We start from the raw sequence: 21,713 nt of genomic DNA, 5'->3' as shown, positions 1-21,713 counted from the left end.
CTCAGCTATAGGTCAGCATCTCGGCGGTGTTCTCCGCGTCGATGTGGGGTGTTTCGTTGAACCCGTGCAGCCACGTGCCATTGCGCGAGACGACAAAGCGGGCCACGGCGCAATTCTTGACCTGAAGTTGCAGCGCGATCATCTGGTCTGCCGGGCCGCCGGTGATCTGCGCTACGGTCTGGCCGATGGCACCGCCGGACGACACGGCCAAAGGCACCTTGGCACCGCTTTCGGCCACGATTTCGCGGGCTTCCTGCACACGGGACGAAAAGTCGGCAAACATTTCGGGCGGGTTTTCGATCTCGTCGCGCTGCCACATATGCACGGTTTCGCGCAAAGCCCGGAAATGCGCACGACGTTCCGAGAATATCCCGTCAGGTGCCTGCTCTTCCGCAAAGCGCGCTTTCAGCAGGCCGTCGAAATCGAATTCGTTCCACCCCGGCAAAACCGTGGCTTCGGCCTCGCGCCCCATGCCCTTGAGAATCCCCTCAAGGGTCTGGCGGTGGCGCTTCATGGCACCGATGAAAAAGCGGTCAGGCGCAACGCCCTGCCGCCTGAGAGCACGGCCCAGCGCCTCGGACTGGCGGTGGCCCAGATCGGACAGGTTGTCATAGTCCTCAGCGCCGAACGATGCCTGCGCGTGGCGGACAAGGTGGAACATCTGGCTCATGCCATGCGGTCCTGAAGGCGGGCATAGGCCGCGTGGTATTCCTTTTCGATCCGCTCCACAATGTTGGCGGCGGGGCCAACCGATTTGACCGCGCCAATACCCTGCCCCGATCCCCAGATGTGTTTCCAGGCCTTGGGCTTTTCGCGGTCGCTGCCGAAACTCATGGTTGAGACATCGCCGATCGGCAGGTCGTCGGGGTCCATGCCCGCATTGCGCACCGATCCCTTGAGGTAATTGCCCCAAACCCCGGTGAACAACGAGGAATAGACGATGTCTTCCGCGCCACTGTCGACAATCATGTCCTTGTAGTCCTGCGCCGCATTGGCCTCTTCCGTCGCGATGAAGGGAGAGCCGATATAGCCCAGGTCCGCGCCCATCGCCTGCGCGGCAAGAAGCGCGTCGCCGGTGGCGATTGAGCCGGACAGCAGAACCGGGCCGTCGAACCATTCGCGAATTTCGCGCACGAGGGCGAAGGGCGATTGTTGCCCCGCGTGACCGCCTGCACCGGCGGCAACCGCGATCAGACCATCCGCACCCTTCTCGATCGCCTTTTTGGCGAAGGTGTTGTTGATGATGTCATGCAGGGCGATGCCGCCGCAGCTGTGCGCCGCGTCATTCACTTCGACCCGCGCCCCAAGCGAGGTGATCCAGACAGGCACCTTCCATTTGACGCAAAGGTCAATGTCACGATCCAGACGGGTATTCGAGCGATGCACGATCTGGTTCACCGCAAAGGGGGCGGCCGGGGTGTCGGGGTTTTCCTGGTTGTGGCGGTCCAGCTCCTCGGTAATCTCCTTGAGCCAGGCCTCAAGCAGAGGCGGCTCTCCCTCGCCCTCGCGGGCGTTCAACGCCGGAAAGCTGCCGATCACACCCGCCTTGCACTGTGCAATCACCAGCGCTGGCACCGAGATGATGAACAACGGCGAGGCCACCGCAGGGATGCGCAGCCCTTGCAGGGCCTTGGGCAAATGACTGTCTCCGGGCATGTGCGACTCCTCCTCAATACCGCGACATACCCGACGGTATGTAAATCAGAGGACAACGCAAGGCCCTTGAAAAAGGACATTGCGTCATTTGCGAAACTGGCCGGAGAACGCCACGTCACGTGTCAGGGGAACGTATGTCAGTCTGGAAGCCTGTGATCGGCATAGGTCTTGCGCAGGGTCAGCTTGGACACCTTGCCTGTTGCCGTGAGCGGCAGGGCGTCGGCAAAGACCACGTCATCCGGCAACTGCCATTTTGCAAAATGCTCTTCCAGAAGCGCCATCAACTCGGCCACTTCGGGCCGGCCTTCCGGCGAAGGCACCACAACCAACAGGGGCCGTTCATCCCATTTTTCATGCGGCACCGCAATCACGGCACAGTTGGCGACCTTTGGATGCGCCATGACCGTGTTTTCCAGATCTAGAGAACTGATCCATTCGCCACCCGATTTAATCAGGTCCTTGGCGCGGTCGGTGATGTTGAGATAGCCGTGCCTGTCAATCGTCGCGACATCCCCCGTGCCGAACCAGCCCTCATTGTCGAAGGCCTCGGCATTGGCGTCATCGTTCTGGAAATAGCCCGAGGTGATGGTATTGCCCCTAACGTAAAGCTCTCCTGCCGCAACGCCATCATGCGGCAAACGATTGCCGTCTTCGTCGACGATCTTCAACTCGACCCCAAAGACGCGCCGCCCCTGTTTGCTCTTGATGGCGACCCGTTCGTCTACAGGAAGATCGTCCAGGTGATCCGGCAGATTGCCCTGCGTCCCAACCGGGCTCATCTCGGTCATGCCCCAGGCGTGGCAGACATTGACGCCGTGGCTTTCAAAATAGGTGATCATGCTGGCTGGTGCCGCCGATCCCCCGATCACGACGTCGCCAAACCCTTCCGGCACGCGCCCCTGCGCTTCGATTTCGCCCTGCAAGCCAAGCCAGACCGTTGGAACACCCCAGGCCGAAAACACCCTTTCCTGCTCCATGAGCTTGAACAGGCTCGGGCCATCCAACGCAGCGCCCGGGAAAATCAGCGATGCGCCCGTCAGAGGCGCAGAGTATGGCAGGCCCCAGGCATTCACATGGAACAGGGGCACAACCGGCAGGATGCGCTTACCCGGCTGCAACGCGGCCGGCAACGACAGGCCCACCATCATCGCATGCAGAACGGTTGAACGGTGCGTGTAGAGCGTGCCCTTGGGGTTCCCGGTTGTGCCGGAAGTATAGCAAAGCCCCGCCGCGGTCTCTTCCGGGAAGTCGGGCCAGTCATGGGTTTCGGGCTGACCTTCAAGAAGCTCTTCGTAGCACAGGTAGTCCCCCTCGGGCATGTGTGCGCGATCCGTCATGACAACGACCTTCAAACCTTCAGGCCACTGGCTGCGCAGCCCGTCGACGATGGGCACAAACGTCGTGTCGACGAACAGCATCGTGTCATTGGCATGGGTCACGATATAGGTCATCTGCTCGGCAGACAGGCGCGGGTTGATGGTGTGGCAGACCGCACCGATACCAGAGATCGCGTAGTAGAGTTCGAAATGGCGATAGCCGTTCCAAGCCAGCGTCGCGATCCGGTCGCCCATCTTTGCGCCCTGTTTCTCCAGACCGTGAGCAAGCTGCGCCACCCGCTTGGCCGTTTCGGCATAGGTGGTGCGGTGAACATCGCCCTCGGTGCGGACCGACACGATCTCGGCTGTCGGGTGAACTTCGGCGGCAAACGTCAAAATGTCCGCTATTTTCAGCGGACGCATCATCATGGAACCCAGCATCTTCGGCCCTCCCCTGCCGTTTGTGATGGTCGTGTTTTTTCCAAGCCTAGTCTCAGGATAGCTGGATCGCCAAGCAGGATTGGCAAATGCCGTTGCGTCGCCACTGTTCGCAGATGCGCAAGTCTCGTTCAGCGTGACACATAGCGTTCAATTGAGAACAGGGGATGCGCGCTCTACATTTCAAAACGAAAGGAGACGCACCATGTCGATCAGACCTGTTCTCGAACAACGCAAGGCCGAACCGCATATTGAAGGCGCCGGGGTGCATCTGCACCGCGCCTTCGGGTTTCGTGACCCCGAAGAGCTTGATCCCTTCCTGATGATGGATCACTTCCGCAACGACGACCCCGCCCGCTATGAAGCCGGTTTTCCCTGGCACCCGCATCGCGGGATCGAAACCATCACCTATGTGATTTCGGGGACGGTTGACCACCAGGACAGCCTTGGCAACACCGGCACGCTTGGCGCAGGCGACGTCCAGTGGATGACCGCCGGGTCGGGCATCCTGCATCAGGAAATGCCTGCACCGGATGCGCGGGGCGTGAACCACGGCTTTCAGCTTTGGGCCAACCTGCCGCGTGATCTCAAGATGACTTCTCCGCGCTATCAGGACGTCGGGGCCGGGGAGATCCCGGAGATTATCGACGACGACGGCACCCGCGTGCGCGTGGTGGTCGGGTCCTTCTGGGGCAAACGCGGCCCGGTCGACGGGATTGCAGCCGACCCGCAATACCTCGACATCACGGTGCCACCGGGCGTTAAAAAGACCTTTCCGGTTGATACCTACCGACGTGCCTTTGCCTATGTCTTTGAAGGCGACGGTGCCTTTGCGGACGCGTCACAGCCCACCGGTATCTTGCTTGAAAAGGAAGTGGCCGGTGAAGAGGTCCACATCCGCGACATGTCGGGCGACCGCACCCTGATCCGCTTTGGCACCGGCGACGAGGTGACGGTTCAGGCTGGTGAACAGGGTGTGCGCTTCCTGTTGATCTCGGGCGCACCGATCCAGGAACCCGTGGCATGGCACGGGCCTATCGTGATGAACACCCAGCAAGAGCTGATGCAGGCCTTTGCCGAACTGCGCAACGGCACCTTCATCCGCGAGAGCGCCAGATAACCACGCTAAAAGGCCGGGCCACCCCGGCCTTTTTGCCCTAGGCCCCCACGGCCTTGCGCACCATGTCCCAATAGACCTGTTCGACTTCGTCAAGCGACAGACGGCCCCCTTCGCGGAACCATGTGTTCACACCGGTCAGCATGGCAATCACGGCATAGGTCGCCAGTTTGGTATCGGGCACGGCAAAGACACCCTCGCGCTGTCCGGCGTCCAGTATGGCCTCCAACTGGCCTTCATAGCTGCGCCGCAACCCTTCGATGACCGCAAAGTTTTCGTCGGTCAGGTTGCGCAACTCCATGTAGGCGATGAAAACCTCGTCGGGACGCTGCGAGTGATAGCGGATGTGAAAGCGGGTGAACTCTTCAAGGCGGGCCAAGGCCCCCTCCGGCAGGGTCAGCCCTGCGCGCTCCTGCATGAGTTCTTCCATGTGATTGCGCATCAGGTCAAACAGCAGGCTTTGTTTGTCCGGCGTATAGTTGTAGAGCGCCCCTGCTTGCACCCCCACTTCCTTGGCGATCTGGCGCATGGACACGGCCGCAAACCCGTGACGGGCAAACAGCGAAAGGGCTGCCGCGCGCACGCGTGGGCCGGTAATATCGGAATGTGATCCTGCGGTTCTAGCCATGGGGTCAGATTAACTGAACATTTGTTCACTTAAAAGCCCTGCTTGCCCTCAAGGCCCGACTGGGGCAAAACAGACGCAGTTCTTGTACGGAAAATAATCATGCGCCTGACTGTTGCCGCCCTGCCCCTGATGCTTGTCGCCGCCTGTGCGCAGTTTCCTGACGTTGATGCCGCCACCGATGCCGAGGTCGCACAGGCCGAATACCCGGTCCTGCTTCCCGTCGAGGATATCCTCCCGGAAAACCAGCCGCGCCTTGATGAAGACAGCGAAGGCGAGCTTGAAGCGCGTATTCGCCGCCTGAAGCGCCGCGCAAACGATCTCAAGAGCCAATAAACCGCCAATTTCCCCACCCTGTCCGACCTTGGGTCACAAGTCGCGTTGCACCACCGCCGCGAAGAGGTTAGAGGGCATGACAAGAGCCGTTCAAACAAGGAGAGAACGATGACCACCCCCCTGCGTCTGGGTATTGCCGGATTGGGCACCGTTGGTGTCGGTGTCGTAAAGATCGTCCGCCAGAAAGCGAACCTTCTTGCTGCGCGAACTGGACGCCCCGTGGTCATCACCGCCGTCTCGGCCCGCTCGCGTGACAAGGATCGCGGCGTGAACCTGAACGACTATGCCTGGGAAGATGATCCCGTGGCCCTGGCCAAGCGTGACGACGTGGATGTCTTTGTCGAACTGATGGGCGGCCATGAAGGCCCCGCCAAGGACGCCATCGAAGCGGCGATTGCCAGCGGCAAGGATGTCGTGACCGCCAACAAGGCGCTTCTGGCACATCACGGCCAGGCCATCGCCGAGGCCGCTGAAGATGCCGGCCGCGTGGTGCGTTTCGAGGCCGCGGTTGCGGGCGGCATCCCCGTGATCAAATCGTTGACCGAAGGTCTGGCAGGTAATGACATCACCCGCGTCATGGGCGTGATGAACGGCACCTGCAACTATATCCTGACCCGGATGCAGGATGCCGGCCTGCCTTACGAAGAGGTCTTCGCCGAAGCCGACGCGCTTGGCTATCTCGAGGCCGATCCGAACCTTGACGTGGGTGGTATCGACGCCGGTCACAAGCTGTCGCTCCTGTCGTCCATCGCCTTTGGCACACAGGTCGATTTCGACGGTGTCGAACTGGAAGGCATCCAGCGCATCTCGATCGAGGACATCAAGCAGGCCGAAGACCTTGGCTACAAGATCAAGCTCCTGGGCGTGGCCCAGATGAGCGGCCGTGGCCTTGAGCAGCGCATGTCGCCCTGTCTTGTCCCCGCCGACAGCCCGCTTGGGCAACTGAAGGGCGGTACCAATATGGTGGTGATCGAAGGCGATGCGGTAGAACAGGTAGTCCTGCGCGGCCCCGGTGCAGGCGAAGGCCCGACAGCCAGCGCAGTGATGGGCGACGTCTGCGACATCGCCCGCGGCCTGCGTATCTCGACCTTCGGCGCTCCTGCCAAGGGCTTGCAGAAAGCCAAGACGGCCAAGTCGAACTCGCCTGCCGCCTTCTACCTGCACCTGACGCTTCTGGATCGCCCCGGCGCGCTGGCCAAGATCGCCACGGTTCTGGGCGAAAATGGCATCAGCATCGACCGCCTGCGCCAGACCCGCCACGACGATGCAAACGCCCCGGTTCTGATCGTGACCCACAAGACCCAGCGTTCGGCCATCGACACGGCCATCGACGCCATGGCCGAAACCGGCGTCATGGTCGGCGCGCCCGTTGCCCTGCGCATCGAAAGCGTTTGATCGCCTGAAACTGTCGCAATAAATTCAAACACGCGCCCCATAGAACGGGCGCGTGGCACATTTCACCCCGCACACAGTTTTCAAACCGCCTTTGACGCTTGTGTATAAGGCCCCGTGCGTCTAAACCCCTTTGTCAAAATACCCATCTCCAAGGATTGTCTTCATGCCAACCAAAGCCGAATTTCAGGATCGTATGCTCTCGCTGGGCCTCGCCCGTGTTGCCGAACAGGCCGCACTGGCCTCGGCCAAGCTCGTAGGCCGCGGCGATGAGAAAGCCGCCGACCAGGCTGCGGTAAACGCCATGCGCGATCAGCTGAACCTTCTCGACATCGCGGGTGTTGTCGTGATCGGCGAAGGCGAACGTGACGAAGCCCCGATGCTCTATATCGGCGAAGAGGTCGGCACCGGCAACGGCCCGGGCGTTGACATCGCGCTGGACCCGCTGGAAGGCACCACCCTGACCGCCAAGGACATGCCGAACGCCCTCACCGTGATCGCCATGGGCCCGCGCGGCTCGATGCTGCACGCGCCGGACGTCTACATGGAAAAGCTGGCCATCGGCCCGGGCTATGAAAAAGACGTCGTCTCGCTCGACATGAGCCCGAAAGAGCGCGTCGAGGCGCTGGCCAAGGCCAAGGGTTGCGAAACCTCGGACATCACCGTCTGCATTCTCGAGCGCCCGCGCCACGAAGACATGATTGCACAGGTCCGCGAAACCGGTGCCGCCATCCGCCTGATCACCGACGGTGACGTTGCAGGCGTCATGCACTGCGCCGAAGCCGAGATCACCGGCATCGACATGTACATGGGTTCCGGCGGCGCGCCCGAAGGCGTTCTGGCCGCTTCGGCTCTCAAGTGCATGGGTGGCCAGATCTGGGGCCGCCTGCTGTTCCGCAACGACGACGAACGTGGCCGCGCTGCCAAGGCCGGCATCACCGATCTCGACCGCATCTACAGCCGCGACGAGATGGTCACCGAAGACGTGATCTTTGCCGCAACCGGCGTGACCAACGGCTCGCTGGTGTCTGGCATCAAGTCCGAGCCGGGCTGGGTCACCACCGAAACCCTGATCATGCGGTCCAAGACCGGTTCGGTCCGCCGCATGCAGTACCGCACCCCGGTGTAATTCGTGACGCGTGCACTTGTCCTGATCGACATCCAGGAAGGGATGGACAGCCCGCTTTGGGGCGCACGCAACAATCCCGACGCCGAAACACAAGCGGCGCGTCTCCTCGCCCATTTCCGGGCCAAGGGCGCGCCGCTTTTTCATGTCCATCACCTGTCGACGCGCCCGGCGTCACCGCTGCATCCCGACAATGGCGGAACGAAGATCAAACAGGTCGTGGCGCCCATGGGCAATGAGCCAGTTTATGCGAAATCCGCGAACTCGGCCTTCATCGGCACCTCGCTTGAGGCTGACCTGCGCGCCGCCGGTGTGACCGGCCTTGTGATCGCCGGTCTCTCCACGCCGCAGTGTATCTCTACAACAGTGCGCATGGGCGCAAACCTCGGGTTCGATGTCTGGCTGGCGCATGACGCCTGCGCCGCCTTCGAAACCCACGCGGGCTATGGCTGGAACGCCGACGCGCCGCGCATGTCGGCCCAGATGATCCACGATTGCGAAGTGTCGATCCTGCATGGCGAGTTCTGCGAGGCCCGCGCCACCGATACCATCCTCGAGGCGCTGGCATGAGCTTTCTTGACGTCGAAAGCTCGCTGACCGGGCGACGCTGGCTTGGGCCGTCGGTCGAGATCAGCCGCGCCGCCGAACTTCTGGCGCAGGACACCCCCCTGCCCCCGGCCCTCTGCGCCGTTCTGGCCCGCCGTGGCGTGAGCGCCAACGAGGCCGAGGCCTTCCTTGAACCGAAGCTCTCCGAACTCCTGCCCGATCCGCGCAAGCTGAAAGACATGGAAGCCGCCGCAGCGCGTTTCCTTGAGGCCGTGAAACAGCGCCAGCGTATCGCGATATTTGCCGATTATGATGTTGACGGCGGCACCTCTGCGGCCCTGCTAATCACGTGGCTGCGGGCCATGGGCCTGCCCTCCACGCTCTATATCCCCGACCGCATCGACGAGGGCTATGGCCCCAACGAAGCGGCCATGGAGGGGCTGGCGCGCGACCACGACCTGATCATCTGTGTTGACTGTGGCACCCTCTCTCATGGGCCAATCGAGGCCGCCAAAGGGGCCGAGGTGATCGTTCTGGACCACCACCTTGGCGGCGAAACCCTGCCGCCTGCTCTTGCGGTGGTGAACCCCAACCGACAGGACGAAGACGGCAACCTTGGCCACCTCTGCGCGGCAGGGGTCGTGTTCCTGATGTTGGTCGAAGCCAACCGCGTGATGCGCGGTGAAGGCGCACAGGGCCCGGACCTGATGGCCATGCTTGATCTGGTGGCCCTGGCCACCGTGGCCGACGTTGCGCCGCTGACCGGTGTGAACCGCGCCTTTGTGCGTCAGGGTCTCAAGGTGATGGCGCGGCGTGAACGCCCCGGCATCGTCGCCCTGTCCGACGTATCGCGCATGGATTCGGCGCCGAACTCCTATCATCTCGGCTTTCTGCTGGGTCCGCGGGTGAATGCGGGCGGACGCATTGGCCAGGCCGATCTGGGCGCGCGCCTGCTTTCGACCGATAACCTGCAAGAGGCCAAGGCCCTCTCGGAACGTCTTGACCAGCTCAACACCGAACGCCGCGACATCGAAGCCGCCGTGCGCGCCGCTGCGATGGAACAGGCCGAAGCACGCGGTCTGGACGCGCCGCTTGTCTGGGCCTCTGGCGAAGGCTGGCACCCCGGTGTCGTCGGCATCGTCGCCTCGCGCCTCAAGGAAGCCACCAACCGTCCGGCCATCGTGATTGGCTTTGACGGGGACGAGGGCAAAGGCTCCGGCCGGTCGATCTCTGGTGTCGATCTCGGGGCCTCGATCCAGCGCCTCGCGGCCGAAGGTCTGTTGATCAAGGGCGGTGGCCACAAGATGGCCGCTGGCCTGACTGTTGCGCGCGACAAGCTGGAAGAGGCCATGGAGCGCCTGTCCGAACTCCTTGCCAAACAGGGCGCCGGAGAGGCCGGCCCTGCCGATCTCAAGCTGGATGGCATGTTGATGCCCATGGCGGCGACGCCTGAACTGATTCAGGACATCGAAAAGGCCGGTCCCTTCGGGGCCAGTGCCCCTGCCCCGCGCTTTGCCTTTCCCGGCGTTGAAATCCGCTTTGCCAAACGCGTCGGCGACAGCCACCTCAAGCTGACCTTCGGCGATGAAACCGGCACCCGCCTTGATGCCATCGCCTTTGGCGCTTTTGACACCGCCCTTGGCCCGACATTGCAGAATCACGGCGGCGCGCGCTTCCACCTCGCGGGCCGCTTGGAGATCAACACATGGGGCGGACGGCAATCGGTGCAGCTGCGCCTTGAGGATGCCGCCCCCGCATAGCCCTTGTTTTCCAAGGCTGTTCCCGCACGAACCACCAGCAAACCTGAGGCCGGAAAAACAACCTTCGGGATCGGTTGGAAAAAAACGCATCAAGGGCGAAATTTCCGCTTGCACCGCCACGGCGCATTGCATAAATACCGCCTCACGCTTCGGAATGGCCCGTTCGTCTATCGGTTAGGACGCCAGGTTTTCAACCTGGAAAGAGGGGTTCGATTCCCCTACGGGCTGCCACCGAAGCATCGTTCCAGACATCTGGAACACCCCGAACCAAAGGTTCAAGTGGCCCGTTCGTCTATCGGTTAGGACGCCAGGTTTTCAACCTGGAAAGAGGGGTTCGATTCCCCTACGGGCTGCCACTTTCTCACAGACGACACCTCATCGCACCGCCAAACGGGCGAATTCGCGACGTTTGTTTCACATCCGCCCGTATGGTTGCGGTCTGCCCTCATGGATCGAAAACGCGGCAAGAACGGGCTTTCCATCCAATGCGTCCTCACGCTAGCTTCGCGGCAACACAAAGAAGAAAGCCCGCCCATGTCCCTTCGCCTGCCCAGCCTGACGCATCTTCGCTGTTTCGAAAGCGCGGCGCGGCATCAGAGCTTTACCGCGGCAGCCGAAGAACTGGGCATGACACAGGGCGCCGTCAGCAAGAAAATCAAGGAGTTGGAGACCGACGTCGGCTTTGACCTGTTCCAGAGGGTCGGGCGTGGGGTCGTCCTGACGGCAGCCGGGCGCAGCTTTGCCGAGAACCTGACTCGCGACCTCGAAGGCCTTGAGGCCACGGTACAGGACGCCGTTGCCGCGGGGGCTGGCAAGTCCACCCTGTCGATTGCAACCTTGCCGACCTTTGCCAATCTCTGGCTGATCCCGCGCCTGCCCGCTTTCTTCGAATTGCACCCGGAGATCGAGGTGTCCCTGTCGACCCGCCTTGTGCCTTTCGAGTTCGACACCGAACCCTTTGACCTTGCCTTCCACTATGGCACCGAGAACTGGCCGGGCACCACCATGCGGCACCTGTTCGGGGAACAGATGGTCGCCGTCTGCTCACCCGCGTTTCGGGACCACCATGGCCTCGATAACCTTGCCAACCTCGACAATGTCCCGCTCCTGCATATCTCCACCCGAAGCGACTCCTGGCCCGACTGGATCGAACGTGCTGGCGGGGTGGCCCGCCCGCGCAAGGATGGCCGCTATTTCGATCAACACTCGATGGTAATCTCCGCGGCCAAAGCCTCGCTTGGCGCGGCGATAGTGCCGCTTGTCGTTGTCGCGCAGGAACTTGAAGCGGGACATCTTGTGCAGTTGGGCAAGACGACCCTAACGACGGAAAAATCCTACTACCTCGTACGCCCCGCTGGTTACAAATCAGAACCGGCCAGGGCGTTCGAGACCTGGGTCACCCAACAGGCCCAGAAGACGCGACCACGCCCCTAACCCGTGACCAGCGCCCGCTGATCGGCCAGTCCCATCGAAAGCATACGTGACCCCGCCGCCTTGAAGTCGGCCTTGTCCGTCCAGCCACGCCAGCCGCAGGACACAAGGCTTTGCGCAACCGCGCCGCCCAAGGTGGTGCCCGGCCCCAGAACGATAAAGACGTCCGGCATCAACTCCCGCGCGGCAACGCGAATAGCCGCCGAAAAGTCATAAGGTTCAACCACTTGATGACCAAGTGTATAGGCCCGCAAGTCCGCCGGATTGGCCGCTTTTGGATGCCAGATGGCACCCCGCCCGTCGATCATCGGCAGGTCCGGCGCGGCAAACAGATCTTCGGTCAGCCGCGCCTGTCCCTGTGCCGCCACGGGGGCCTGCATCGCGGTGTGAAACCCCGCATGCCCCGGCAGGCGCATCGGAAAGCGCCCCTGCACCACCGGCATCTCGGCCTCGAAAGCGGCCAGCCCGCTGTCGTTGCCCGCCAGCACCAGCATCCCGCCAAGATCAATGGACAGGCCAAGCACGTGGCCGTCACGCCGGTTGATCTCGGCCACCGCGGTTTCGATCTTCTCCCGTTCACCGGGGATCGCCTGCCAGTTTTCATCGACAAACGGATAGATCAACTGCCCCCCGATCATGTTCTCATGCATCAGGGTGCCCATCGTGTTGACCACCTCGAACCCGTTCATCACGTCCAGTGCCCCGGCGCAGGCCAGCGCAATGTACCAGCCCATCGAATTCCCGGTGACGCCAAGAATGTCGAACGTCTCGCGGTCAATCGCGAGGAAATCTGCATAGGCACAGGCATAGATCAACCCGCTGGCATTGTCCCCCCGCGTGAAGCGGCTCCCTGAAAAGCGGGCCGCACCGTCCAGCTCCGACAGCTTTTCCTGACCCAGCGCTTCGCGATAGCCGTCAAACCGCGCCATGAGGGCGGATTGGCCCGCGTGGTGACGCGCGAAATAGCCAAGTTCCTCGCGATTATACGTCCCCCGACCGGGGGCCACGACAACGGCAGTCTGTTTCATTTCGCCCCCCACAGGTTTCGCGCGGCCTCGGCGATGGAAGCGCGTGATGGCATGGTTGCGGCATAGGCCGGACCGGTTGCAATGAAACTGTCCTCGGCGGCGATACGGGCGTGCGGGAGATCACATTGCTCCTGCAACAGCGCCATCAGGGCTTCGGACTGGCTGCCGGTTGTGCGGCACTCGTCGACAATCAGAACCTTCTCGGCCCCTTTCAGCGCGCCCAGAATACCCTCGACCGGCAGGGGCGCCAGCCAGCGCATGTCGATCACCCGCGTCGCGATACCCTCTTTGGCAAGGTCTGCCGCGGCCTGCGTCGAAAGATACCGCCCGTTGCCATAGGTCAGGATGGCCAGCGGCCCGTCGCCCTCAACCCCAACCTCGCCCAGACCAATCCGCTGATCCGGAGAGGGATAGGTTGTCATCCAGCCGCCGTCCTTCTCGTCCATCAGGTCGCGCATCGGATACAGCGCGATGGGCTCGACAATCACCACCACCCGCTGTTCCTCGCGCGCCAGCCGCACGCATTCGCGCAACATCCTGGCCCCGTCATCCCCGCGCGACGGGCAGGCAATCACAATGCCCGGAATGTCGCGCAGCACCGCCAGCGAATTGTCATTGTGGAAATGCCCGCCAAACCCCTTCTGGTAACCGAGCCCGGCAATCCGCATCACCATTGGATTGGTGAACTGCCCGTTCGAAAAGAACGGCAGGGTCGCCGCCTCGCCGCGCAGCTGGTCTTCGGCGTTGTGCAGATAGGCCAGGAACTGGATTTCCGGCACCGGAACAAAGCCATTGTGCGCCATGCCGATGGCGAGACCAAGGATCGACTGCTCATCCAGCAGGGTGTCGATCATCCGGTCCGGGCCGAAACGGTCAATCAGCTTCTGGGTCACACCATAGACGCCGCCCTTCCGGCCCACGTCCTCGCCCATCATGACGATCTCGCCATGTTCCAGCATCAGGTCGGTCAGCGCCCAGTTCAAAAGGCGCGACATCGGCTGCGGGTTGTCCATCTGCTTGAGGTCTGCGCCAAAAGCCTTGGCCCGGGCGTCTTCCGAGGGGCCATTGGTAGCCGCACAGGCCCGTTTCGGCGGGATCAGCGAGGCCATAACATCCTCTGCCGTCTCAAGGCGCGGGCGCTTCACCACCTCGGCGGCAACACGCGCACATTGGTCTTCGCTGTCCTGATAGATCGCCAGAACCTCATCCGCCGTCAGGATACCGGCCTCGATCAAAAGACGGGCGGAATGCAACAGGGGATCATCCGCTTCCCATCCTTCGAAAATGTCCTTCCTGAGATAGGCCTGCTGCAGATCCGATCCTGCATGGCCATAAAGGCGCACCAGCGACAGGTGCAGGAAGGCCGGTTTGCGACGGCGGCGCACATAGTCTGCCGCCTCTCGCGCAACGCGGAACGTGTCAAAGATATCAAGACCGTCCGCCTTGAAGTATTTCAACCCCGGCTTGTTGGCATAGTTCGCACCAACCCAACCGCTGGGCGTGCGGGTCGAAATGCCGATACCGTTGTCCTCGCAGACAAACAGCAAAGGCAGCGGCACCGACTGGTAAGAGGTCCAGCAGGCGGTGTTGATCGCCCCCTGCGCGGTCGAGTGGTTCGACGAGGCATCACCAAAGGAACACATCACGAGGCTGTCGTCGGCCAGCACCTGATGCTCGACGGGATGACGCTTCGCAAGACCGATGGAATAGGCCGCCCCTACCGCCTTGGGCAGGTGGCTGGCAATGGTCGAGGTCTGTGGCGGGATCATCAGGGACTTCGATCCCAGAACCTTGTGCCGCCCACCCGACATCGGGTCTTCGCTGGAGGTGGCAAAACTCAGCAACATATCCCATGTCGCCGTGGTGCCGGGCACCTGCGCCGAGCGCATGGTCTGAAACGCGCCGTCGCGGTAGTGAAGAAACGCCATGTCATCGGGGCGCAGCGCCGCCGCTACTGCGGCCATCCCCTCATGGCCGGACGAGCCGATGGTGTAATACCCCTGCCCTTCGGCCTGCATCTTGCGGGACCGGCGATCAAGGTTGCGGCTCAGAACCTGTGCCCGGAACACCTCGACGGCCTGCTCGGGCGTCAACGGGCCTTGTGCCGGTTTACCGCCGGGCAACTGGCCCGCGGCCACCTTTTCACGAAACGCCTGATCGACAATATCGGCACGATCCATCACGTTCTCCCGGATCTTCTTCTTGTCTCAAATACCCTTCGGGGGTGAATTGGCGCATTGCGCCAAGAGGGGGCCGAGGCCCCCTTCTGTCTTCACGTCCTCAGGCAAAGGCCTGCAGGCCGGTCTGTGCGCGGCCCAGGATCAGGGCGTGCACGTCGTGGGTGCCCTCGTAGGTGTTCACGGTCTCAAGGTTCACCATGTGGCGGATCACGTGGAAATCCTGGCTGATGCCGTTGCCGCCGTGCATGTCACGCGCCACCCGCGCGATGTCCAGCGCCTTGCCGCAGTTGTTGCGCTTGATCAGCGACACCATCTCCGGCGCCGCCTGCGCCTCGTCCATCAACCGTCCCACACGCAGCGCCGCCTGAAGCCCAAGGGTGATCTCGGTCTGCATATTGGCCAGCTTCAGCTGGAACAGCTGGGTCTGCGCCAGCGGCTTGCCAAACTGCTTGCGGTCCAGACCGTACTGGCGCGCCGCGTGCCAGCAGAACTCGGCCGCGCCCATCGCGCCCCAGGCAATGCCGTACCGCGCCCGGTTCAGACAGCCGAACGGCCCCTTCAGACCCTCGACATCGAGCAAGAGCGCGTCTTCGCCGACCTCGACATTGTTCATCACGATCTCGCCGGTGATCGAGGCCCGCAGCGACAGCTTGCCCTCGATCTTCGGCGCGCTCAGGCCCTTGGTGCCCTTGTCCAGCACGAACCCCTTGATCTTGCCGCCATGCGCCTCGGACTTGGCCCAGACCACGAAGACATCTGCGATCGGCGCGTTCGAGATCCACATCTTCGAGCCGTTCAGCACATAGCCGCCGTCAACTTTCTTCGCCACGGTCTTCATCGAACCCGGGTCCGAACCCGCATCCGGTTCGGTCAGGCCGAAACAGCCGATCCATTCACCGCTCGCCAGCTTGGGCAGGTACTTCATGCGCTGCTCTTCGGTGCCATAGGCATAGATCGGATACATCACGAGGCTGGATTGCACCGACATCATCGAGCGATAGCCGCTGTCGATCCGCTCAACCTCGCGCGCCACCAGACCATAGGTCACGTAACCTGCGCCGATACCACCGAACTTCTCGGGGATGGTGGTGCCCAACAGGCCCATCTCTCCCATCTCGCGGAAGATCTCCGGATCGGTCTCTTCCTTGGCAAAGGCCTCGGTGACGCGGCTCATCAGCTTCTCGTCACAATAGGCCCTGGCCGCATCCCGCACCATGCGCTCTTCTTCGCTCAACTGGCCTTCCAGCAGGAACGGATCCTCCCAGGAAAACCCGCTCAAACCAGGTTGCGATTGCGGGGTTAGATCTTTTGCCATGGGTCTTTTCCTTTCATTCAGCCAGGGCATCCACCGCCGTCCCGATACGCGCCAGACCGGTTTCAAGGTCTGCCATCGCATAGGCATAGGACAGGCGGAAATGCCCCGGCAATCCAAAGGCGCGGCCGGGGACCAGCGCCACGTTTGCTTCGTTCAGAATATAGTCGCAGAAATCCGCATCGTCAGTGATGACGCTGCCGTCGGGGCGGCGTTTGCCGATCGCGCCCTTGCAGGAGGGAAACACGTAGAAGGCGCCCTGCGGCTCGGGGCATTCGATCCCCGCCATCGCGTTCAGCGCAGCCACCACCCTGTCGCGTCGCTCGCGGAAGGCGGCGTTGCGGGTGGGCAGGTGATCCTGTGGGCCTTGCAGGGCCGCCAGCGCCGCCGCCTGCGAGATCGAGGAGGCACCGGAGGTCGATTGCCCCTGCACCGCCACCATCGCCTTGACAAGATCGGCCGGACCAATGCCCCATCCCAGACGCCAGCCCGTCATGGCATGCGCCTTCGAGACGCCGTTCACGATCAGCGTGCGCTCTGCCAGGTCGGGCGCAGCCACGACAAAGCTGGTGAACGGCGCATAGGCGATGTGCTGGTAGATCTCGTCGGCGATCACCCAGACATGCGGATGGCGGCGCAGCACTTCGGCCAGCGCCTTCAGGTCGGCCTCGGAATACATGGCCCCAGAGGGGTTGCCTGGCGTGTTCAGCAACAACCAGCGGGTCTTGTCGGTGATCGCAGCCTCAAGCGCGGCCGGCGTCAGGAGAAACCCCTCCTCGGCCGAACAGGCGACCGGCACAAGCGTTGCCTCGCAAAAATCGATGATATCGCCGTAGCTTGTCCAATAGGGCGCAGGCACGATCACCTCGTCACCGGGATCAAGGCTAGCGGAAAAGGCGTTCGACAGCACCTGCTTGGCCCCGGTCGAGACAATCACCTGCGCCGGATCGCAGTCAAACCCGGCCTGCGCGGCAATGGCCTTGCGCAATTCGGGCGTACCTTGGGTTGGCGGATAAGAGGTCTGGCCACCCAAGGCGGCCTGATGAGCCGCTTCGATCACATGCGGCGGCGTGGGGAAATCCGGCTCTCCGGTTCCGAAGGTCAGGACATCCCGTCCTTCGGCACGCAAGGCACGCGCGGCCTCGGAAATGCGGACGATTTCGGACAGGCTGAGCGAGGCAGCGCGGCGGGAACGTTTGAAACTGGCAGCAGGCATGAGGCGAACCCCTTTGGGACGGGCGTATCCCACAAGGTTTAGACCAGCTTTTCATTCAGAAAAACACCGAACTCCGCATTAATTCATTCCTCAAGGGAATGATTTTTCGCACCATCGTAGATCAGAAACGCACTCTCCGGCATGTCGACCGTCGGCAACCATGTCTTGAGATCCACAAGCGGGGTCCCGTCGAAACAATCGATGGCATCGATCTCGATCAGGCCTTTTTCCAGATCAAGACCGGTGATGGTCACGGCGGACATGGCAACCGGATTGGGACGGTTCGGCGAGCGCAGGGCAAAGGTCCCGCGTGCGCCTTCGACATGGCGGGGCGTCTGTTTGATCAGGTCGCGCCGCGCCTGGTGCATCCAGTAGATCAGCATCAAGCCCTGCCCGACCTGCAAGCCTTCCAGCCCCTCGACCAACTCGGGGCGGATTTCGATGCACGCGCCCTGCCCGGTTTCCCGCGCCTTGCGCACGTTCTTGGGGCAGTTCTCGCGCGACCATGGGGTGCGGATACGTCCGATGAACGACAGGCGCGCGTCATCCTCGGCACCGGGATCAAAATCCAGTTCTTTTTCCCCCGGGCGGGTGGCGTTTCCTTGCATGGTACTCTCCCTCTGGTCTTGCCTATGCAGTAAAAAGGCGGGCACGCCGGAGTCAACGTACCCGCCCCAGTCCAAACCCGTCAGGGACGCAGAACAGACGGATCCAACTTTTTTCGAACCGACACAGGACGAATCCGACCCGTCCATTCAGCTCGAAGTGATCTGGTCCAAAGGGATGCGAACCGATCACTTTTGATAAAGGTGAAATAGCCACAGGCGCGAATCGCCGCCTTGACTTTCGTTAATTGCGTGTGGCAGCGCCTCGGCACTTTTTCGCCGGCACATTCAGGCTGCAGGCGTCAGGGTCACAATACGCTGTGCCATGGCAATCTCGGTCTCGCGGTGCGATGCCGTGATGATCGCAGCCTCCGGCAGCCAGTCGCGAATGCCTTCCAGCACTTTTTTCGCGGTCTGGGTATCAAGACCTTCTGTCGGCTCATCCAACAACAGCACCTTGGGATGCCGCAGCAGCGCACGCGCCAGAACAAGGCGGCGGGTTTCCCCGCCCGACAGGCCACCGCCACTTTCCCCAAGTTCCGCATCAAGACCGCCCATGTTCTCGACCACGCGGTCAAGCTGCACGGCCTGCAATACGGCTTGGGCCTCGTCGCGCGACAGGCCTTCCTTGGCCAAGGACAGGTTGGCCAGAATGCTGCCGCTGACCAAAGCGCTGCGCTGGGGCACGAGGGTCAAAAGGCCGCGCAACTCGCGCTCGCCGAAAGCTCGCAGGTCCTGCCCCGCGATCCGAACCTCTCCGTCATAGGCCATTTCGGTGCCTGCAAGAATGGCCAAAAGCGTGGATTTCCCCGAACCGCTTGGGCCAACAAGGGCAACGGTTTCGCCTGCGTTCACCTCAAGATCGACACCGCGCAAAAGCGGCGCATCCGCGCCATTGCGCGAGAAACCAACACCTGTTGCACTCAGCCCGATGCCCGTGGCCCCGCCACCGACGCGCGGCGCACCAAGGCCCTGTTCATCATGCGCCAGAACACGTTCTGCCGCGTCGCGGATGCGGCCGATCTCGGCGATCCCTCGGCGCAGGGGCATGATGGTTTCACCAAGGGCAACTGCCACGAAGAACCCAATCGCCGCATGTGCGGGCGAGACCGCGCCAGAGGCAATCAACTGCCCGCCAAGCGCCAGAGCGCCCCCCGTCACGACGGCAATCACCACCGACAGGATCAAGCCAGAGCGGCGATCAACCTCGTCAAGGCGACGCATGGCGCTGCGCATTTCGCTCTCGGTCTGCTGGATATCGGCCAGACGGCTTTGTACCTGCCCCTGCAGGAACAGATCAGCGCGGCCACGCATCATGCCGATGGTGTCACGGCGCATCGCCTGATTGGCGCGCTCGGCGGTTCGCGAGGGGCCGAAGGTCGCCTTGGTCAGGCGGATCAGCACAACCGCACCGCCGCCGACATAGCCCACCGCAATGGCAATCGCCATCGACGGGGCAACCAGCATCCAGAGCATGAAGAACACGGCCACATGGGTCAGAACACCGGCAATCACCGGCAGCGCCAGCCGCAACACGATGCCATCCAGCGCATCAACATCCGCAGTGATCCGCGTCAGGGCCAGCGGCCCGCGCAAACGCTGCATTTCAGGCAGACTCAGGCGCGACAGGCGGCGCATCAGGCTCACCCGCAACTTCGACAGGGCCTTGAGGGTGGCGTCATGGGTCAGAACCCGCTCGCCATAGCGGGCACCGGCCCGCCCAAGCGCCAGAAGACGAACCGCGGCACGCGGACCAAACAGCTTGAACCCAAGGGTCACACCCGCCGCGGTGGCGGTGGCGGTTGCCGTGATGAACCAGCCGGAAAGCCCAAGAAGGGCCGTCCCCATCAGGGCCACCAGAACCGCCATGATCGCGCCCTGCCACATCGAGATCGGAGCCGCGGACCAGATCAGCCGGAAAGCCTGCCAGAGGTGTTTCATGCCGCGCCCTCCACGAATACGGATCGGTCCATCACCTCGATAACCGCCGGATCATGCGAGGCAACGAGCACGGACGCACCAGCATCGGCCAGCCCCCTCAGGGCCGCCACGACATCAGCAGCGGTCGCGGCATCAAGGTCTGCCGTTGGTTCGTCTGCCAGCACCACATCAGCACCGCGCAGGATCGCGCGGGCAATCAACAGGCGGCGCGCTTCGCCCCCGGAAACACCGGCACCGGTTTCGCCAAGGCGGGTCGCCAGTCCTTCGGGAAGGGCCGCCACGATCCCTTCGGCACGTGCGAGTTTCAGCGCCGCAGCAATGTCACCCGTCCCGTCAGGCGACAGAAAGTCCAGCAGCGAGACATCCGGCATGTGCACCAGCTGCGGGATGAGCGCCACGCGCGTGCGCCAGGCATCCGCGGTCTCTTCGGTGAGGGTAGCGCCTGCCACCGTGATCTGCCCGCCCTGTACCGGCACCAGCCCTGCAAGCGCCATCAGGCAGGTCGACTTGCCCGCGCCGCTGTCACCACAAAGGGCAATCGCCTCGCCCGGCTGCATCTCGAAGTCCGGCAGGGTCACAGGTTTGCCGCCACGCGAGACAAGGGCACCAAGCGTGGCAACCGATGCCCTGCCCGCAAGCGGCGCGACCTTGTCACCATGCCCCGGCACTTCGTCGCCTTCCATCGCCTCAAGCTTGTCAAGCTCCGCAGCCACGGAAAGCGCCCCGGCCCGGTCATGCCAAGCTGTCGCCATGTCGCGCAGCGGCTGGAAATACTCCGGTGCCAGCAGAAGGATGAACACGCCTTCGTAGAACGAAAGCCCGCTCTGCCAAGCGCCCCAGCCGATCTCGCCCAGAAGCGAGAAACCGACAAAGATGGCAATTGTCGCAATTCCGACGCTCGCAAAAAGTTCAAGCGCGGTGGACGACAGGAAAGCCACCCGCAGAACGGCCATGGTACGTGCCCGAAGCCCCTCGGCGCGGTTTTCGAAATCGGCCTCGGCGCGTTCGGTGGCGTCCAGCAAACGAATATCGGCCAGCGCCGACAGGCGGTCGATCAACAGGCGGTTCATGTCGCCAATCTCAACCATCTGTTTCTCGCTCGCCTTCTGGGCGCGAATGCCGATGATCGCCATGAAAACCGGCACCAGCGGCCCCGCAATCAGCAGGGCCAGACCAGCAGCCCAGCTAAAGTAGAACGTCAACCCAGCCAGCAGCAGCGGAATGACCCGCACCCGCGCCATGACGGGCTGGAACTGGGTCAGGTAAGGCGTCAGTACCGACAACTTCTGCGCCACCAGCGCCGCGATTTCCGCCGAACTTGCCGCCTGCTCGGTGCGCTTGATCTCGCGCGCCAAAAGCGCCTGTCGCTCCTCGGCAATCACCCGGTCGGCGGTATCGAACAGGATCGCGCCAGAGCGGTGCATCAACACCGCCCGCAGAATGCCAACCACCACGAAGACAGCCGCCGCAAACCACAACCACGTATAGGTGCCGTCCACCCATTCCTTGAGGCTCCACGCCGCAGCAGCTGCCTGCGCGGGCCACAGAACCCCGGCAAAGGTCTGCATCCGGGCAGCGCGTTTCAGTGTCGGGCGGGCAGCAGCGTCAATCCGGGCCAGGGCCGCAGACTTGGGAGGTCGTTTTTTCTTCATGGCGTCGAGCTAGTAAGTTTGCCAAGCCATACGCTT

General features: G+C 62.6%; 18 protein-coding genes and 2 tRNA genes. 9 read left to right on the top strand and 11 right to left on the bottom strand.

The genetic code is table 11. The annotated features are described in order from the left end of the window. Window position 1: 1 nt before the first annotated feature. The 3 genes from ABWV42_RS18850 to ABWV42_RS18840 form a co-directional block, all read right to left on the bottom strand. Complete coding sequence (locus ABWV42_RS18850; protein WP_353341523.1) at window positions 2-670, bottom strand: histidine phosphatase family protein; 669 nt, start codon at window positions 668-670, stop codon at window positions 2-4. Beyond that, entirely contained in the window at window positions 667-1,656 is a 990-nt protein-coding gene (locus tag ABWV42_RS18845) for an NAD(P)H-dependent flavin oxidoreductase (RefSeq protein ID WP_353341522.1), read from the bottom strand. Before ABWV42_RS18845 ends, ABWV42_RS18850 begins: the two co-directional genes overlap by 4 nt. Before the next feature lie 137 nt (window positions 1,657-1,793). After that, entirely contained in the window at window positions 1,794-3,413 is a 1,620-nt protein-coding gene (locus tag ABWV42_RS18840) for a long-chain fatty acid--CoA ligase (RefSeq protein ID WP_353341521.1), read from the bottom strand. 202 nt (window positions 3,414-3,615) lie between these two features. On the opposite strand from ABWV42_RS18840, the gene ABWV42_RS18835 reads away from it, so the two are divergent. After that, window positions 3,616-4,530, top strand: coding sequence for a pirin family protein (locus ABWV42_RS18835; protein WP_353341520.1), 915 nt, complete (start codon window positions 3,616-3,618; stop codon window positions 4,528-4,530). A gap of 37 nt (window positions 4,531-4,567) precedes the next feature. Here ABWV42_RS18835 and ABWV42_RS18830 read toward each other — a convergent pair whose 3' ends face one another. Continuing rightward, on the bottom strand, window positions 4,568-5,155 hold the full coding sequence (locus ABWV42_RS18830) for a TetR/AcrR family transcriptional regulator (RefSeq protein WP_353341519.1): 588 nt from the start codon (window positions 5,153-5,155) through the stop codon (window positions 4,568-4,570). A 99-nt stretch (window positions 5,156-5,254) separates the two neighbouring features. Here ABWV42_RS18830 and ABWV42_RS18825 point away from each other — a divergent pair, with 99 nt between their 5' ends. From ABWV42_RS18825 to ABWV42_RS18790, 8 genes are all read left to right on the top strand, one after another. Then, complete coding sequence (locus tag ABWV42_RS18825; RefSeq protein ID WP_255110239.1) at window positions 5,255-5,488, top strand: hypothetical protein; 234 nt, start codon at window positions 5,255-5,257, stop codon at window positions 5,486-5,488. 108 nt (window positions 5,489-5,596) lie between these two features. Continuing rightward, the gene (locus ABWV42_RS18820; RefSeq protein ID WP_353341518.1) at window positions 5,597-6,883 is read left to right on the top strand and encodes a homoserine dehydrogenase; all 1,287 of its coding nucleotides are present in this window, start codon (window positions 5,597-5,599) and stop codon (window positions 6,881-6,883) included. Between the two features lie 163 nt (window positions 6,884-7,046). Continuing rightward, the gene (gene glpX / locus ABWV42_RS18815; protein WP_255110243.1) at window positions 7,047-8,009 is read left to right on the top strand and encodes a class II fructose-bisphosphatase; all 963 of its coding nucleotides are present in this window, start codon (window positions 7,047-7,049) and stop codon (window positions 8,007-8,009) included. 3 nt (window positions 8,010-8,012) lie between these two features. Further along, complete coding sequence (locus ABWV42_RS18810) at window positions 8,013-8,576, top strand: cysteine hydrolase family protein (RefSeq protein ID WP_353341517.1); 564 nt, start codon at window positions 8,013-8,015, stop codon at window positions 8,574-8,576. Then, on the top strand, window positions 8,573-10,312 hold the full coding sequence (recJ, locus tag ABWV42_RS18805; RefSeq protein ID WP_353341516.1) for a single-stranded-DNA-specific exonuclease RecJ: 1,740 nt from the start codon (window positions 8,573-8,575) through the stop codon (window positions 10,310-10,312). Before ABWV42_RS18810 ends, recJ begins: the two co-directional genes overlap by 4 nt. Before the next feature lie 156 nt (window positions 10,313-10,468). Further along, window positions 10,469-10,543 (top strand) — tRNA-Glu (locus ABWV42_RS18800). Between the two features lie 50 nt (window positions 10,544-10,593). Continuing rightward, window positions 10,594-10,668 (top strand) — tRNA-Glu (locus ABWV42_RS18795). 178 nt (window positions 10,669-10,846) lie between these two features. Then, window positions 10,847-11,746, top strand: a complete 900-nt coding sequence (locus ABWV42_RS18790) for a LysR substrate-binding domain-containing protein (RefSeq protein ID WP_353341515.1) — start codon at window positions 10,847-10,849, stop codon at window positions 11,744-11,746. Here ABWV42_RS18790 and ABWV42_RS18785 read toward each other — a convergent pair. The 7 genes from ABWV42_RS18785 to ABWV42_RS18755 form a co-directional block, all read right to left on the bottom strand. Beyond that, window positions 11,743-12,771, bottom strand: a complete 1,029-nt coding sequence (locus ABWV42_RS18785) for an ACP S-malonyltransferase (RefSeq protein ID WP_353341514.1) — start codon at window positions 12,769-12,771, stop codon at window positions 11,743-11,745. The genes ABWV42_RS18790 and ABWV42_RS18785 overlap by 4 nt on opposite strands. After that, a complete protein-coding gene (locus tag ABWV42_RS18780) occupies window positions 12,768-14,951 on the bottom strand; it encodes a dehydrogenase E1 component subunit alpha/beta (RefSeq protein WP_353341513.1) in 2,184 nt (727 codons plus the stop codon). The genes ABWV42_RS18785 and ABWV42_RS18780 overlap by 4 nt, the downstream gene beginning before the upstream one ends. 100 nt (window positions 14,952-15,051) lie before the next feature. Then, entirely contained in the window at window positions 15,052-16,266 is a 1,215-nt protein-coding gene (locus tag ABWV42_RS18775) for an acyl-CoA dehydrogenase (protein WP_353341512.1), read from the bottom strand. A gap of 13 nt (window positions 16,267-16,279) precedes the next feature. Then, a complete protein-coding gene (locus ABWV42_RS18770) occupies window positions 16,280-17,479 on the bottom strand; it encodes a pyridoxal phosphate-dependent aminotransferase (protein WP_353341511.1) in 1,200 nt (399 codons plus the stop codon). 83 nt (window positions 17,480-17,562) lie between these two features. Next, window positions 17,563-18,087, bottom strand: coding sequence for an SAM-dependent methyltransferase (locus ABWV42_RS18765; protein WP_353341510.1), 525 nt, complete (start codon window positions 18,085-18,087; stop codon window positions 17,563-17,565). Between the two features lie 285 nt (window positions 18,088-18,372). Beyond that, window positions 18,373-20,025: an amino acid ABC transporter ATP-binding/permease protein gene (locus tag ABWV42_RS18760; protein WP_353341509.1), complete on the bottom strand. Its 1,653-nt coding sequence runs from the start codon at window positions 20,023-20,025 to the stop codon at window positions 18,373-18,375. Further along, on the bottom strand, window positions 20,022-21,677 hold the full coding sequence (locus ABWV42_RS18755; RefSeq protein WP_353341508.1) for an ABC transporter ATP-binding protein/permease: 1,656 nt from the start codon (window positions 21,675-21,677) through the stop codon (window positions 20,022-20,024). The genes ABWV42_RS18760 and ABWV42_RS18755 overlap by 4 nt, the downstream gene beginning before the upstream one ends. Between the last annotated feature and the right edge of the window lie 36 nt (window positions 21,678-21,713).

Source organism: Pelagimonas sp. KU-00592-HH (assembly GCF_040369695.1).
Classification (GTDB): domain Bacteria; phylum Pseudomonadota; class Alphaproteobacteria; order Rhodobacterales; family Rhodobacteraceae; genus Shimia.
The sequence above is the reverse complement of the archived record's forward strand: the minus strand, read 5'-3'. Positions and strand labels throughout refer to the sequence as shown.